Genomic DNA, 14420 nt, shown 5'->3' with positions numbered 1-14420 from the left:
GCAAGGCGCTCATATAGTGCCCCCTCACAAGGGGGAAACATGGCCGACAACGGATCCGCTCCATCGTATGACCTGACCACGGCTGCGGGTATTGCCGCCGCCGGCATGGCGCTGAGCGTATTGACACCGCTGGGGCCGCTGGTGGCAGCGGCCGCGCTGGCACGGAAGTTCTTCAAGCCCAGCGTGGAGGTACAGGCGCAATCCGCAGCGGACCTGATCAAGGCGGGCGCCGAGAACAACGTGGACGAAATGGAGATCACGCTCAGCGAAGAAGCAGGGCTGCACATCAAGTCGGCGCATCCGGAGGTACCCATCAAATTGACGATGGGCAAGTCCGGGACGGTGACGATGAAGGTCAAGTACCGGTCGCCCCCGGCGACGGCCTGATCGGTACCGGGCGGTCCCGGTACCGACACGGGGGCACACCCCGCCTGGCGGGCGTGAATCCGGCGGGCGGATCGACCGCTACACTGCCGGTTCCGTGACGATTCCGGTGGGGTGCCATGCAGTCGGTTGTTCCCGGAAGCGCTGCCCATGCGCTTGCCCGCCAGGCGTGCCGCGATATCGAGCAGGCGTTGTCGCCGGGCGGGGACGCGCATGAATCCGTGCACGCCGCACGCAAGGCGATCCGGCGCCTGCGGGCGTTGCTGGCGCTGCTGGAACGTACCGACCTTGCGCTGGGTGACGCCGATGCCATGCTGCGCCGGCTGGGGGATGGCCTTTCCGGACTGCGTGACGCGCACGTGGCCGTGGAGACGGCGGCGCTGCTCGCCGCCCGCGCACCCACTGCGCCGTGGCCGTATGTGATCGGGCGCCTGCAGGCGCGTCGCGATGCCTGGTTGCGGCGCGCGCTGGCCGGCGATCCGGCATTCGGTCGCCGGCGTGATCGGGTCCGGCGGGTCGGCGCGCTGCTGGATGCCCAGCCCTGGGCCGCGATCACCCTGTCGCAGATACGGGCCGGCCTTGCGCGCAGTGCCAACCGCGTGCGCAAGGCGGAGCGTCGGGCCCATCGACATCCGGAGCCGGAACGGCTGCACCGCTGGCGGCGCAAAGTGCGGCGCCTGCGCATGCAGGTGGAAGCCATGCCCCACCTGGACGCGCACCTGTTGAAGGTGCCGCATGTGCGCGGCGGAGGCGGTGAAGCCAAGGCCCTGCACCAGCTCAGCACTCAGCTGGGCTGGCAGCAGGACCTGCGCATGCTGCGGAACCTGGTGCGGGTCATGCCGGGCGTGACGGACCGCAGGCAACTGCTGGCGCAGATCGATCAGGCGCGGAGCAGGCCGGTCGCCTGATCGCCGTGCCGCTCAGCGCTCGCAGGGCACGGCGAGCGCGCGTGACTGGCGCTCGACCAGCATTGCCACGCCCCACAGCAGCAGACCGCCCAACGCCGTGGCAGCGCCGACATAGCCGGTGGTGGCCGGACTGAGGCCGGCACCGATGGCCATGCCGCCAAACCACGGCCCCAGCGCGTTGGCGGTGTTGAAGGCGGCATGGTTGGAGGCGGCCGCCAGCGTCTGTGCTTCTCCGGCCACGTCCATCAGACGGGTCTGCAGCACCGCTGCCAGCGCGCCCATCGTGCCCACCGCGACGATCATCGGGAAGATGCTCCACACCGAGCGCGCCGCCAGCGGGTAGAGCAGCAGCACGATCACCGACCACACCAGCACCACGGCAGCTGCACGGAAGTGGAACCGGTCCACGAGCCAGCCACCGGCGACGTTGCCGATGATCGCGCCGATGCCGAAGATGCCCACCGCGACCGGCATCCAGGATTCGGCCAGGCCGGTGACCTGCACCAGCGTCGGCGCCAGGTAGGTGAAGACGCAGAACATGCCGGCAAAGCCGATGGAGCCGATCGCCAGCGCCAGCCACACCTGCGGGCGGTTGAAGGCGCGCAGCTCGCGCATCGGCGAGGTGCGCTGCTCGTCCGGATCGGGCAGCAGGAAGCGGGCGATCATCGCCACCGTGGCGATGGCCAGCACGCTGACCAGCGCGAACGCGGTGCGCCAGCTGAGCATCTGGCCCAGCCAGGTGGTAAGCGGGTTGCCCACCAGGATCGCGACGGAAAGGCCGAGCAGGACCTTGGACATCGCCGATCCACGCTGGGACGGTGGGCTGATCGCGGCTGCCACCAGCATCGCCACACCGAAGTAGGCGCCGTGCGGCAGGCCGGCGACAAAGCGCGCCAGCAGCATCGTGCCGTAGTTGGGCGCCAGCGCGCTGGCCAGGTTGCCCACCGCATAGAAGCCCATCAGCGCCAGCAGCAGGGAGCGTCGCGCAAATCCGGCACCGGCGAAGGCCAGCACCGGCGCGCCCACCACCACGCCGATGGCGTACGCACTGATCAGGTGGCCGACCTGCGTTTCGCTGATCGACAGGCCGCGGCTGATCTCCAGCATGAGGCCCATGCTCGCGAACTCGCTGGTACCGATCGCAAAGCCGCCCAGCGACAGCGCAAGCAGGATGAAGGTGCGCTCGCGCGGGGTCAGGCGCGCAGCGAGGGAAAGGGCGGGAGAGCTCATTGGGCAGCGGGAGGCAATGCGATACGGTAGGTAATTGTACTGCTGCGCCGCAACATCCAGCCCGGTCAGGAACGACGGCGGCGCCCGGTTCAGCACCGGGCCATATCGGCCGGCAGCCGGGAAAAGTGCCGCGCAGGCCGCGATCGCCGCGTTCGTGGGGCAACGGGGCGGCAACGGCCGGCGGTCCTCCGCCGATACGGGACGCAGCTTTCCGCCTGCAGGACAGGGCGCGGCGATGGCGATGCCGATGGAAGGGCTGCCGTTCCGGGGTCGCAGGTCGTGCGGCAGGTATCACGCGGGGAAACCGTTCGTGGCTGCGCCGGGGCAGCGCATGACGTTCCGTCCCCGACCCACCGATGTCACCGATCGCGTGTGGCACGGAAACGACCGGCGCATGGATGCTTCCTGCGCCTCACGCGGCGACACCCGACGCCGGGCCCGCACGGTACGGGCATCTCCGGCATTCGTGCGACAATGGCGGACAGGCGCGCAGACGCGCCGACAGGGGGGCTATGACTACCGGCACGCGTTTTCCAACAGTGATCGGTTTCGATCTGCCCGGCCAGCAGGACGCGCCCGGCGGGTCGCGGGTCATCATCACCGCGATCCTCGACGGCGTACCGCCCGACGATTGGATGCTTGCCTTCCACCGTGAGGCAGGCCGCGGCCTGCGCGAGACCTTTGCCGTCGAGCAGATCCGTCTGGTGGGCGAGGGGCTGCACTTCGTCGGCGCCATCACCGATGCGCGCGGTCTGTCGGCGGCGGTGCGTGGTCTGGTCGAGCGGGTGACGGCGCAGGTGCTTGATCGCCGTCTCGCCGTGCTGGACAACCTCGTCGATGAGTCCAACTGGGGGCCGAGCGCAGGAAACGACGACACCCCGCCCAGCGACCCGCGCATGCTCGACGTGGCGCAGTTGCAGGCGATGCCGGCGGTACCGGGCATCCTGGCGCTGGCCAGCGACCTCACCGCGATGCGCTTCGTTGCCGTGGCGCGGGTGACCAGCGACCGCTGGACCACCTGCGCCGTGCACGACCTGCTGGGCTTCGGCCTCGCACCGGGGCAGGATCTCGTGCTCGAAACCACGATCTGCCATGAAATCCGGCAGCACCAGATGACGGTGCAGTTCAACCAGGCCAGCGAGCACCCGGTATTCTCTCGGCACCACACGCCGGCGATGTACGGCTTTGAGAGTTACATCTCGGTACCGGTGCGACGGCGTGACGGCAGTTTCTTCGGCACGCTGTGCGCACTGGATCCGTTGCCCTCGCGCCTGGATGCGGCGGGGGTCGCCTGTTTCGAGGTGATGGGTGCGGCCATCGGCGCGCATCTGGATCTCGACGAAGGCGCATCGAACGTGGCTGCGCCGTCGGTCGCCGACGTGCTGGGTACGTTGGCCACACGGTTGCAGGCGCTTGAGCCTTCCGCCGACCCGGCCGTGCAGACGGTGCTGGCGCGGCTGCGTGCGCTGCTGCCTGCAGTGGCCGCCTGAGGCGCGCCGCGGCGGGCAACGCGCGGGAATCAGTCCGTGACGCGTGCGAATCGCGCGCGCGGCTGTCCGTCCACGTCGACCTGGGCGATGAACATCGCATACGGTCGGACCCAGACGCCGATGTCGGCATCGAGGGGGCGGTACAGCACCATCGGCTCAAGGGTTTCGCTGTGCCGGACGATGCCGAGCACCTCGTAGTTGCCGCCCTTGAAGTGACGGTAATGGCCCAGTGGCAGGGTGGGCAGGGCAGGCAGGTCGGACATGGGCGGAGGGCGTGGATGAGCGGTGTCCATTATGGCGCGCTGGACCGCCACCGCAGCCAGCCGTGAGGGGGATGCGGAACGGCTGCGGTAAACTGCGCCTCCAGCCGCCAGCGTCTTCTGCCCGCGGCCGCCCGCAGGAGCCTGCATGACCCCGACCACCCGCAAACCGCCGTCCCCGCTGATCGATGCCCACATGCACGTGGAAGGGTTCGTGCAGGTGCGCGAGGCGCGCCGGTCGGAGCTGGTGGAAGACTACGTGGAGCTGATTGCCGATCTCATCGCCGATGGTCGCGAAGCGCGGCAGGTGGACATCGCCACGCGCCTGGGCGTCGCCCAGCCCACGGTGGCCAAGGCGCTCAAGCGGCTGGTCAAGGAGGGCTGGGCGATACAGCGGCCGTACCGGGGGGTGTTCCTGACCCCGGCCGGCGAGCAGCTCGCAGTTGAAATGCGGGCGCGCCACCAGACGGTGGAGCGCTTCCTGCTGGCGCTGGGGGTGGATGCCGATTCGGCGCGGCGCGATGCCGAGGGCATCGAGCATCACGTCAGCGAGGCTACGTTGGCTGCCTTCGAGGCCTTCCTGCGCAAGGCCGAACGCCGTGGTTGAGCGCCTGCCGCCGCCACCGCCGCTGGGCGTTCCGGTCCACGACCGCGACGAACACTGGATGCAGCACGCCCTGGTCCTGGCGGGCCGCGCCGAGCGCGAGTTCGACGAGATTCCCGTCGGCGCGGTGCTGGTGGGTGCGCAGGGCGAGGTGCTGGGTGAGGGCTGGAATCTCAACATCGCCGACCACGATCCCAGTGCGCATGCCGAGATCGTGGCGATGCGTCACGCGGGCCGGGCGATCGGCAACCATCGCCTGCTTGGCAGCACGTTGTACGTCACGCTGGAGCCCTGCGCGATGTGCGCGATGGCGATTGTGCATGCGCGCGTGGCGCGGCTGGTGTACGGCGCCAGTGATCCGAAGACCGGTGCCTGCGGCAGCGTGTTCGACCTCATCGGCGACGCGCGGCACAACCACCGCGTGGAGGTTCACGGCGGCGTGCTGGCCAAGGAGGCGAGCACGCGCCTGACCAACTACTTCCGCGCCAAGCGCGGCAAGCCGCCACTGCTGCTGGAGTGACCTCCTGGCTGCGCCGGCGACGGAGCGTCGACGCGATGGCGGTATCATGGCGCCCTTTCCATCCCCGGTCGGCGCTGTCGCGACGACCCCAGCACAAGGCGTAGACATGGCGGACAACGGCGCAGAAGGCGAACGACTGATCTGGATCGACCTGGAAATGACCGGTCTGGACACCGACAACGATGCGATCATCGAGATCGCCACGGTCGTGACCGACGCGCAGTTGAACGTGCTGGCCGAAGGGCCCGAGTTCGCCATCCACCATCCGGTGGAGCGGCTGGAAGCGATGGACGAGTGGAACCGCAACCAGCACCGTCGCTCCGGCCTGTGGCAGCGGGTGGTCGAGAGCACCGTCACGCTGGGCCAGGCGGAAGCGCAGACGGTGAACTTCCTGGCGCAATGGATCAAGGCCGGCGCCTCGCCGATGTGCGGCAATTCCATCTGCCAGGACCGTCGCTTCCTGCACCGCGAGATGCCCCGCCTGGAAAAGTACTTCCACTACCGCAACCTGGACGTGTCCACGGTGAAGGAACTGGCCCGGCGCTGGGCCCCGGCAATTGCTGCGGGGGTCGGCAAGACGTCCAGCCACACCGCGCTGAGCGACGTGCACGACTCGATCGCCGAACTGCGCCACTACCGCCAGTTCATGGGCGCGCTGGCGGGGTTGCCCGGGCAGGCGTGATGAACGCGCCGTTCAAGCCTGCGGCGCTATGATCCGCGGCATGAACGACCTCGTCCGCAGCACGCCACCCCCGCTGGAAACGCAGATCCTGCCCACGTCGCAGGACTGGGCCGACCTGCAGCGCGCCGTCGCGCTGCTGGAGTCGCCTACGCTGACCGCCAAGATGGCCAACCTGATCGGCTCGCCGCTGGAGTTCGCGGTGAAGAAACTGCCGCAGTCGGTGTCCCGGCGCATCCACGGTGCGGTCGAAGCGGCACTGTTCAAGTCCGCGCAGGCCGCCCTGTGGACGATGGACAACACGCCTGGCAAGGCCGCATCGACGCGCTGGCACAAGCTGGCGGCGGCGACCTCCGGTGCGGTCGGCGGGGCCTTCGGCTTCACCACACTGTTCATTGAGTTGCCGGTGTCGACCACGATCATGATGCGCTCGGTGGCCGATGTGGCCCGCAGCGAAGGGTTCGACCTGCGTGACATGGCCACGCGCCATGCCTGCCTGGAGGTGTTTGCGCTCGGGGGAAACTCCGGCAAGGACGACGCCAGCGAGACCGGTTACTACATCACCCGCGGGTTTACCGCGGAAGTGATGCGCCACCTGTCGGCCGAGTTGGCCGGCCGCGCCGTGGGCGGCACCCCGGTGATGATCGGGCTGACCCCGAAGGAAGCCGGCAAGTGGCTGGCCAAGATCGTGGAGAAGGTTGCCGCGCGCTTCGGTGTGGTGGTGACCGAGAAGTTCGCCGCACAGGCCGTCCCGATCGTCGGGGCCGTGGCCGGCGCGACGCTCAACACCATGTTCACCGACTATTACCAGGACATGGCGCGCGGCCATTTCATCGTGCGCCGGCTGGAGCGCACCTACGGGTACGACACGGTCCGCGCTGCGTACGCGTTGCTCGCCGGCCAGGCCGACAATTCGTAACCACCGGTGGTTCGCTGCGCGTGCGCGCGGCAGCCGACCAACGGTCGGCTGATCGTGGCCCCTCACCGGTAGAGCCGACCGTGGGTCATCGGCGCTGCGTTCACGTCCGGCATCGCGTGCCCCTGGCCCATAAAAGCAGAACCCCGCTTGCGCGGGGTTCTGTCGTCTACCGGAACGGCTGGATCAGCCGTTGGCCTTCAGCTTGGCCAGGCGCAGCCAGGTGTCGACGACGGTGTCCGGATTCAGCGACACCGACTCGATGCCTTCCTGCATCAGCCATTCGGCCAGGTCCGGATGATCCGACGGGCCCTGGCCGCAGATGCCGACGTACTTGCCCTTGGCGCGTGCCGATTTGATCGCCATCGACAGCAGCTTCTTCACCGCCGGGTTCCGCTCGTCGAACAGGTGCGCGACGATCGAGGAATCGCGGTCCAGGCCCAGGGTGAGCTGGGTCAGGTCGTTGGAGCCGATCGAGAAGCCGTCGAAGATGTCCAGGAATTCATCGGCGAGCAGTGCGTTGGACGGCACTTCGCACATCATGATGATCTTCAGGCCGTTCTCGCCCTGCTTGAGGCCGTTCTGTTCCAGCACCTGGACGACCTTGCGGCCTTCTTCCAGCGTACGCACGAACGGAATCATCACCCACAGGTTGTCCAGGCCCATCTCGTTGCGCACGCGCAGCACGGCCTTGCATTCCAGGGCGAAGGCGGCCGAGAAGCTCGGGTCGACATAACGGCTGGCGCCGCGGAAGCCGATCATCGGGTTCTCTTCGTGCGGCTCGTAGTTGCTGCCGCCGATCAGGTTGGCGTACTCGTTGGACTTGAAGTCCGACAGACGCACGATCACCGGATTCGGTGCCACCGATGCCGTCAGGGTGGCGATGCCTTCGGCCAGACGGTTGACGTAGAAGCTGACCGGATCGGCATAACCGGCGATCTTCTCGTCGATCTTCTTCTTAGTGGCCGCGTCCTGGCGGTCGTACTCCAGCAGCGCGTTGGGATGGATGCCGATGTGGCTGGCAATGATCATCTCCAGGCGGGCCAGGCCGATGCCGGCGTTGGGCAGCTGGCCGAAGTCGAACGCACGCTCCGGGTTGGCCACGTTCATCATGATCTTCAGCGGCGCCGGCGGCATGTTGCCCAGGTCCGTGGTGGTGCGCTCGAAGTCGAGCTTGCCTTCGTAGATGAAGCCGGTATCGCCTTCAGCGCAGCTGACGGTGACTTCCTGGCCATCGGCGATGACCTGGGTGGCGTTGCCCGAGCCGACCACGGCCGGCACGCCCAGTTCACGCGCGATGATCGCGGCGTGGCAGGTGCGGCCGCCGCGGTTGGTGACGATGGCCGAGGCGCGCTTCATCACCGGCTCCCAATCGGGGTCGGTCATGTCGGCGATCAGCACGTCGCCGGGCTGCACGCGCGCCATGTCGTCCAGCGACTTGACCACGCGCGCGGTGCCGGCGCCGATCTTGGCGCCCACGGCGCGGCCTTCGGCCAGCACCTTGCCGTCCTTCTGGTTCAGCGTGAACCGTTCGATCTGGGTGGCATGGCCACGCGACTTCACCGTTTCCGGACGCGCCTGCACGATGAACAGCTTGCCGCTGACGCCGTCCTTGGCCCACTCGATATCCATCGGGCGGCCGTAGTGCTTTTCGATGATCAGTGCCTGCCTGGACAGTTCCTGCACATCCTCGTCGCTGATCGAGAAGGTGTTGCGGATCTCGACCGGGGTGTCTTCGATGCGCACGCGCTCACCGGGGACGTCCGAATACACCATGCGGATCGCCTTGCTGCCGAGCGAACGGCGCAGGATCGCCGGCTTGCCGGCGTTGAGCGTGGGCTTGTAGACGTAGAACTCGTCGGGATTGACCGCGCCCTGCACGACCATTTCGCCCAGACCGAAGCTGGAGGTGACAAACACCACGTCGCGGAAACCGGATTCGGTATCCAGGGTGAACAGCACGCCGGACGAGCCGACGCCCGAGCGCACCATCAGCTGCACGCCGGAGGACAGGAACACGTCTTCGTGCTTGAAGCCGTGGTGGACGCGGTAGGCGATGGCGCGGTCGTTGTACAGCGAGGCGAACACTTCCTTGACCTTGTGCACGACGTCGTCGGCACCGGTCACGTTGAGGAAGGTCTCCTGCTGGCCGGCGAAGGAGGCATCGGGCAGATCTTCGGCGGTGGCCGAGGAGCGCACGGCCACGGCCACGTCGCCGCCGCCGTTCTCATCGCACAGCTGCCTGTAGGCGCTGCGGATGTCCTGGTCCAGCTGCGGCTGCAGCGGCGCGTCGATCACCCAGCTGCGGATTTCCTTGCCGGCGGCGGTGAGCGCGGCGACATCTTCCACGTCCAGCGTGGCGAGCCTGTCGAAAATGCGCTTGGACAGATCGTTGTGCGCGATGAAGTCCTTGAAGGCTTCAGCGGTGGTTGCGTAACCGCCGGGGACAGAAACCCCCAGACCGGCAAGATTGCCGATCATTTCGCCCAGCGACGAATTCTTGCCGCCTACGCGGGCCAGGTCGGCCAGGCGCAGTTCGTGCAACCACAGGATATTCTCGTTCAAGCGCGATGCTCCGTTTGGCCATCGCCCGAGGCGGGCTGGAATGGCCACGTCCGTAGGAAGAAGCCGATATGATGCCGGGCAGACCGCCGTCGGCACAAGCTTGTATCGACGGTCTTTTTAGGCTTCAGAGGGGGTAAAAGGCGCATGTCGACGATCCGTCCGGTGTTCTACGTGTCCGATGGAACCGGTATCACCGCTGAAACCATTGGACATAGCCTGCTGACCCAGTTCTCCGGGTTCAGCTTCATTACCGACCGCATGTCCTTTGTCGATGACCCCGAAAAGGCCCGGGAGGCCTGTGAACGGATCCGCGCGGCGGGCGAGCGCTACCAGGTCCGGCCGATCGTGGTCAGCTCCTGCGTGGACAGCGGGCTGAGCGTGATCCTGGCGGAAAGCGGCGGGTTGATGCTGGACGTGTTCGCCCCCTTCATCGAGCCGCTGGAGCGCGAGCTGGCCGTCAGCCGCCATTCCCGGGTCGGCCAGGCCCACGGCATGGTGGACTTCGAGACCTATCACCGGCGCATCAACGCGATGAACTTCGCGTTGACCCACGACGATGGCATTGCCATCAATTACGACGATGCCGACGTGATCCTGGTGGCCGTGTCGCGGGCCGGCAAGACCCCCACCTGCATCTACCTGGCGCTGCACTACGGGGTGCGCGCGGCGAACTACCCGCTGACCGACGAGGACCTGGAACAGGACCGGCTGCCGCCGCGGCTGCGCCCCTACCGCAAGAAGCTGTTCGGCCTGACGATCGACCCGGACCGTCTGCAGCAGATCCGCCAGGAGCGCCGCCCGAATTCGCGCTACGCCAACCTGGAGACCTGCCGCCGCGAAGTGGCGGCTGCGGAGACCATGTTTCGCATGGAGCGCATCCCGACCCTGAGCACCACCCACACCTCCATCGAGGAAATCTCAAGCAAGGTGCTGGCCACGCTGGGGCTGCAGCGGGAGATGTACTGACGCCTGGTGCCCGGCCGGCCCTTTGGCCGGGCCGCTGCCGCCCCCACGTTGGAGGATCAACGTGTAGGATCGAGACATGGCCCAGGCATCACCCCGACTGGAACGCATCCCCCGGCTCAGCCGCCTGAGCTGGCTGATGGGCCTGTACGCAGAGAACTACCAGCATCTGGTGCGCCTGTTCGCACCGGCGGAGCTGGCACCCGGCAGCTATGTGTCCTCGATCGGCGACGGGCTGGACGTGCGCCTGGATGTCATCGAATGCCACCGCTACACCGTCGAACTGCGGCTCACCTACGACTTCGCCGACCCCGTCACCGGCCAGCCGGACCCGTCGGCCTATGTGCGCCTGTACCGTGACGCCCGCCAGGCCGAGACCACCCATTGCTATGTCGGCCGCCGCTGGCAGGACGTCATGGGCATGTACCCGCCGCCCGCCGAGCTGATCAGCCACCGCATGCGGATGAACACCTTCCTGGGCAAGTGGCTGGAATACCTGGCCGAGCGCGGGCATGGCGTGGCCACGCTGCGCCGTGACGGCGATGCCGCGGCCCCGGCGCGCGACGCCCGACGCACCAGCGCGGTGCCATAAGCGACGCGGTTGCGGTCGATCCCGCATAATCGGGGTCTGCAACCCGAGCGTGTGTGAGATGCCCTATACCCCGATCGTGGCCACCCTGGGCTACGTGCTGTCAGCGGACGGCAAGCAAGCGCTGATGATCCACCGCAACGCCCGTCCCGGCGATCAGCATCTGGGCAAGTACAACGGCCTGGGTGGCAAGGTCGAACGCGACGAGGATGTCGCCGCCGGCATGCGCCGCGAAATCCGCGAGGAAGCCGGCATCGAGTGCGGCACCATGCGCATGCGCGGCACCATCAGCTGGCCCGGTTTCGGCAAGCAGGGTGAGGACTGGTTCGGCTTCGTGTTCGTGATCGAGGACTACACCGGCACTCCCCTGACCGCCAATCCGGAAGGCACGCTGGAGTGGGTGGATGTGGACAAGATCGAAGATCTGCCGCTGTGGGAAGGTGATCGCCGGTTCCTGCCGCTGGTGTTCGACCAGGACCCGCGCCCCTTCCACGGCGTGATGCCCTATCGGGACGGCGCGATGCTGTCCTGGTCGTACACCCGCCTGTAAGGGCAGGACGCGATACCACTGCCGGCCGGCGCTAGCGTCGTGCTAGCAGCAGATGGAAGTGCTTGTCGATCTGGCGGCCATCGTTGCCGGTGCCGGTCTCGCGATGGCTGCGCCACCCGCAGACCCGCAGGCCGGCGCTGCGCAGGGCCAGCTCCACCTCGGCCAGCGCGTGCAGGTGAAAGCCGTGGGCGGCGAAGGGCAGGGTGCGCATGAACGCCGCGTCGCCGAAGGCCAGGCACAGCCGTGCGCCGGGGCGCAGTACCCGCGCCAGTTCCTCCAACGGCGTACGCAGGTCCTCCCAGAAGTACAGCGTATTGACCGCCAATGCCGCGTCCATGCACGCCTCGGGCAGCGCCAGGGCATGGGCATCGCCCAGGCGTATCTCGGCGCGGTCCTCCAGCCCGGTGGCGTGCAGCCTGGCCTGCGCGGCCTCCACCATGTCGCTGGACACCTCGATGCCCAGGTAGCGGCTGCCCGCGGCATGCAGCAGGTCGCCGGCGAAGGCGGCGTTGCCGGGGCCTATCTCCAGCACCCGCTCGGCAGGGCCGACCGCCAGCAGCGCGATCGCGGCCCGGTTGAGCGCGCCGTTGCTGCGGTTCATTGACTCGGCGATCGCCAGGGCGTGCTCGCCATGCGGGTGCCGCAGCTGCGCGGCCAGGTGTTCGGGGGAAAGCAAGCGCGTGACTCCTGTCGCGGCGGGCGGGCAGGACATGGCGGCGGCGAGTCCACCCGGCAGCATAGCGCGTCGGCGACGGTGGGCGCATGCCAACTCAAGCGCGCGCGGGGCGGCGTGCTGACAACGACTTGTCCACAGGGGGTGTGGATGACTGGTGCGCAAGTTTGTGGATAAGCGCCGTCAGCCCCCGCCCACGTTGGCTGTCAAGATGGGTGGCCAAAAATTCACCGCACGTCGTGGGCCGGTGAACAGGGCGGGAAGGCCCGGTCCGGCCCGGATGCTCTGTCCCCGTCCGGGCTGCTCGCGGTACTCTCTTGCCACTGCCGTCAACCGATACCCCATGAAACGTCACTTCTCGATGCTGCGCGAATTCCAGCTGGCCGACTGGTTCACCTTGGCCAATGCGTTCTGCGGCACCGGCGCGGTGTTTGCCGCGATGCGTTTTCTGCAGGACGGCGAGCACCGCTATCTGCTGTTCGGAATGGCCCTGATCCCGCTGGCCTTCATTTTCGATGCGCTGGACGGACGCATCGCGCGCTGGCGCAAGTCCAGTTCCACGCTGGGCCGCGAGCTGGATTCGCTGTCGGACATCATCTCCTTCGGTGTCGCCCCGGCCGCGCTGGCCTACGCCTGCGGCATGCAGGGCGGTTGGGACTGGCTGGTGCTGAGCTACTTCGTCTGCTGCGGGGTGAGCCGCCTGGCGCGCTATAACGTGACCGCCGAATCGCTGGCCGGCGAGGGCGACAAGGTGCCGTATTTCGAAGGCACGCCGATTCCCACCAGCCTGGCGCTGGTGGTGGTACTGGCGATCGCAGCCAGCATGGGGGCGATCGGACCGGACCTGTGGCTGGGTCAGTGGCAGCTGGGGCCGTGGCAGCTGCACCCGATGGTGCTGCTGTTCGCCCTGTCCGGGTCGCTGATGATCAGCAAGACCCTGCGCATTCCCAAGCCGTGAGCCCGACCGTGCCCCTGTCGAACCGCCTGCTGGCTGGAGCCCGCCGATGAGCACCGCCGGCCGTGGTGGTGGCGCGGACGATATCGAAGCGCTCGCCCGCCAGTATTTCGGTGCCTGGGGTGATGCCCTGCGCCATGCCGCCGGGGTGCCTGGCGACAGCCACGATCCCGGTCGCGCGGGTGGTTGGCAGCAGGCGATCGAGGCGTGGTCGCAGTTGATGCCCGACGCGGGCAGCGGTCCGGCCGACGACGCCGTGCGCCGCTTCCGCGAGCAGGCCGGCGGCTGGTACGGGACCATGCAGCAGGTGGCCGCGCAGTTTGCCGGCCGCGACGCCAGCAGCGCCGACGTGGCACAGGCCTGGCGTGCGGCGGTGGAAGGGCAGGGCGACGGTCTGCTGCAGTGGATGCTGCAGGCCGCGCGAGGCCACACCCGTGCCGACGGTCCGGACCTGCTCAAACTGCTGGAATCGCTGCAGCGCGATCTCGGGCCGTGGATGCAGAGCCCGGCGTTCGGCCCTGGCCGCGAACACCAGGCACGCTGGCAGGCCCTGCTGCGCGCGCAGCAGGAGTTCCAGACGCACTCAAGCGCCTATGTGGACCAGATCAAACAGGCGCTGGACGATGCATTCGCCCTGTTCGAGCAGCGCCTTGCCGAGCACGAGCAGCCGGGCAATCAGCTCACCAGTGCCCGGGCGATGTTCGACCTGTGGATCGAGGCGGCCGAAGAGGCCTATGCGAAGGTCGCCCTGTCCGAGCCGTTCCAGCAGGTGTATGCGGCGCTGGGCAATGCGCAGATGCGCCTGCGCGCGGCCACGCAGCATGAAATCGAGCGCGTGACCGAAAGTCTGGGTCTGCCCACGCGCACGGAGATGGATGCCGCACACCGTCGCATCGCGGAACTGGAGCGGCTGGTGCGGCGGATGATGCAGGCGGCGCCGGCGAAGGCCGCGCCGGCCAGGTCAACAGCACGCGCCTTTACACAACTGGCGCCGCCGACGATAACCCTTCGGTAGAATTTGGTGGGTCGCGGTTTACTTAAAAAAAAAAAAACACATACTTAAGTATTCCTCTTCGCCCCGCCTGTCACCCCTTCGTCACTTTGACTCGTTTCCCCTCCTCGCCCTTCATGCCC

16 protein-coding genes are annotated in these 14420 nt (G+C 67.8%); 12 read left to right on the top strand and 4 right to left on the bottom strand.

The window, feature by feature from the left end:
• Positions 1-39: 39 nt before the first annotated feature.
• Both OC534_RS16930 and OC534_RS16925 read left to right on the top strand, forming a co-directional pair.
• Entirely contained in the window at positions 40-387 is a 348-nt protein-coding gene (locus OC534_RS16930; protein ID WP_153165271.1) for a hypothetical protein, read from the top strand.
• Positions 388-503: 116 nt separating this feature from the next.
• Positions 504-1292: a CHAD domain-containing protein gene (locus OC534_RS16925; RefSeq protein WP_262072228.1), complete on the top strand. Its 789-nt coding sequence runs from the start codon at positions 504-506 to the stop codon at positions 1290-1292.
• Between the two features lie 12 nt (positions 1293-1304).
• Here the strand turns inward: OC534_RS16925 and OC534_RS16920 are convergent, their stop codons facing one another.
• Positions 1305-2522: an MFS transporter gene (locus OC534_RS16920; RefSeq protein ID WP_026070905.1), complete on the bottom strand. Its 1218-nt coding sequence runs from the start codon at positions 2520-2522 to the stop codon at positions 1305-1307.
• 512 nt (positions 2523-3034) lie between these two features.
• Here OC534_RS16920 and OC534_RS16915 point away from each other — a divergent pair.
• Complete coding sequence (locus OC534_RS16915; protein ID WP_243746254.1) at positions 3035-4012, top strand: GAF domain-containing protein; 978 nt, start codon at positions 3035-3037, stop codon at positions 4010-4012.
• A 29-nt stretch (positions 4013-4041) separates the two neighbouring features.
• Here OC534_RS16915 and OC534_RS16910 read toward each other — a convergent pair whose 3' ends face one another.
• The gene (locus OC534_RS16910) at positions 4042-4275 is read right to left on the bottom strand and encodes a DUF1653 domain-containing protein (RefSeq protein WP_017356910.1); all 234 of its coding nucleotides are present in this window, start codon (positions 4273-4275) and stop codon (positions 4042-4044) included.
• 145 nt (positions 4276-4420) lie between these two features.
• On the opposite strand from OC534_RS16910, the gene mntR reads away from it, so the two are divergent.
• The 4 genes from mntR to OC534_RS16890 all read left to right on the top strand — a co-directional run bounded on the left by mntR (position 4421) and on the right by OC534_RS16890 (position 6994).
• The gene (gene mntR, locus OC534_RS16905) at positions 4421-4879 is read left to right on the top strand and encodes a manganese-binding transcriptional regulator MntR (RefSeq protein WP_017356909.1); all 459 of its coding nucleotides are present in this window, start codon (positions 4421-4423) and stop codon (positions 4877-4879) included.
• Complete coding sequence (tadA, locus tag OC534_RS16900) at positions 4872-5396, top strand: tRNA adenosine(34) deaminase TadA (RefSeq protein ID WP_017356908.1); 525 nt, start codon at positions 4872-4874, stop codon at positions 5394-5396. The genes mntR and tadA overlap by 8 nt, the downstream gene beginning before the upstream one ends.
• 106 nt (positions 5397-5502) lie before the next feature.
• Complete coding sequence (gene orn, locus OC534_RS16895; RefSeq protein WP_017356907.1) at positions 5503-6078, top strand: oligoribonuclease; 576 nt, start codon at positions 5503-5505, stop codon at positions 6076-6078.
• Positions 6079-6118: 40 nt separating this feature from the next.
• The gene (locus OC534_RS16890; RefSeq protein ID WP_051008645.1) at positions 6119-6994 is read left to right on the top strand and encodes an EcsC family protein; all 876 of its coding nucleotides are present in this window, start codon (positions 6119-6121) and stop codon (positions 6992-6994) included.
• A 183-nt stretch (positions 6995-7177) separates the two neighbouring features.
• On the opposite strand, the gene ppsA is transcribed toward OC534_RS16890, so the two are convergent.
• Positions 7178-9556 carry a phosphoenolpyruvate synthase gene (gene ppsA / locus OC534_RS16885; RefSeq protein ID WP_017356905.1) on the bottom strand — a complete coding sequence of 793 codons (2379 nt, stop codon included), beginning with the start codon at positions 9554-9556 and terminating at the stop codon, positions 7178-7180.
• Positions 9557-9700: 144 nt separating this feature from the next.
• Here ppsA and OC534_RS16880 point away from each other — a divergent pair, with 144 nt between their 5' ends.
• The 3 genes from OC534_RS16880 to OC534_RS16870 all read left to right on the top strand — a co-directional run bounded on the left by OC534_RS16880 (position 9701) and on the right by OC534_RS16870 (position 11658).
• The gene (locus OC534_RS16880) at positions 9701-10522 is read left to right on the top strand and encodes a pyruvate, water dikinase regulatory protein (protein ID WP_017356904.1); all 822 of its coding nucleotides are present in this window, start codon (positions 9701-9703) and stop codon (positions 10520-10522) included.
• Positions 10523-10598: 76 nt separating this feature from the next.
• Positions 10599-11111 (top strand): DUF1249 domain-containing protein, encoded by a 513-nt coding sequence (locus OC534_RS16875; protein ID WP_262072227.1) that lies wholly within the window; start codon positions 10599-10601, stop codon positions 11109-11111.
• Positions 11112-11169: 58 nt separating this feature from the next.
• Positions 11170-11658 carry an 8-oxo-dGTP diphosphatase gene (locus tag OC534_RS16870; protein WP_017356902.1) on the top strand — a complete coding sequence of 163 codons (489 nt, stop codon included), beginning with the start codon at positions 11170-11172 and terminating at the stop codon, positions 11656-11658.
• Between the two features lie 31 nt (positions 11659-11689).
• On the opposite strand, the gene OC534_RS16865 is transcribed toward OC534_RS16870, so the two are convergent.
• Entirely contained in the window at positions 11690-12370 is a 681-nt protein-coding gene (locus tag OC534_RS16865; RefSeq protein WP_136005368.1) for a methyltransferase domain-containing protein, read from the bottom strand.
• A 304-nt stretch (positions 12371-12674) separates the two neighbouring features.
• On the opposite strand from OC534_RS16865, the gene OC534_RS16860 reads away from it, so the two are divergent.
• Positions 12675-13289, top strand: a complete 615-nt coding sequence (locus OC534_RS16860; protein WP_136005366.1) for a phosphatidylcholine/phosphatidylserine synthase — start codon at positions 12675-12677, stop codon at positions 13287-13289.
• A gap of 46 nt (positions 13290-13335) precedes the next feature.
• Positions 13336-14301 carry a class III poly(R)-hydroxyalkanoic acid synthase subunit PhaE gene (phaE, locus tag OC534_RS16855; RefSeq protein WP_262072226.1) on the top strand — a complete coding sequence of 322 codons (966 nt, stop codon included), beginning with the start codon at positions 13336-13338 and terminating at the stop codon, positions 14299-14301.
• Positions 14302-14420 lie beyond the last annotated feature (119 nt).

The sequence above is a fragment of the Stenotrophomonas sp. Marseille-Q5258 genome, assembly GCF_946900935.1.
In the GTDB taxonomy this organism is placed as follows: domain Bacteria; phylum Pseudomonadota; class Gammaproteobacteria; order Xanthomonadales; family Xanthomonadaceae; genus Stenotrophomonas; species Stenotrophomonas nematodicola.
Note: the sequence above shows the minus strand (reverse complement) of the source record. Positions and strands in the feature narration are given on the sequence as shown.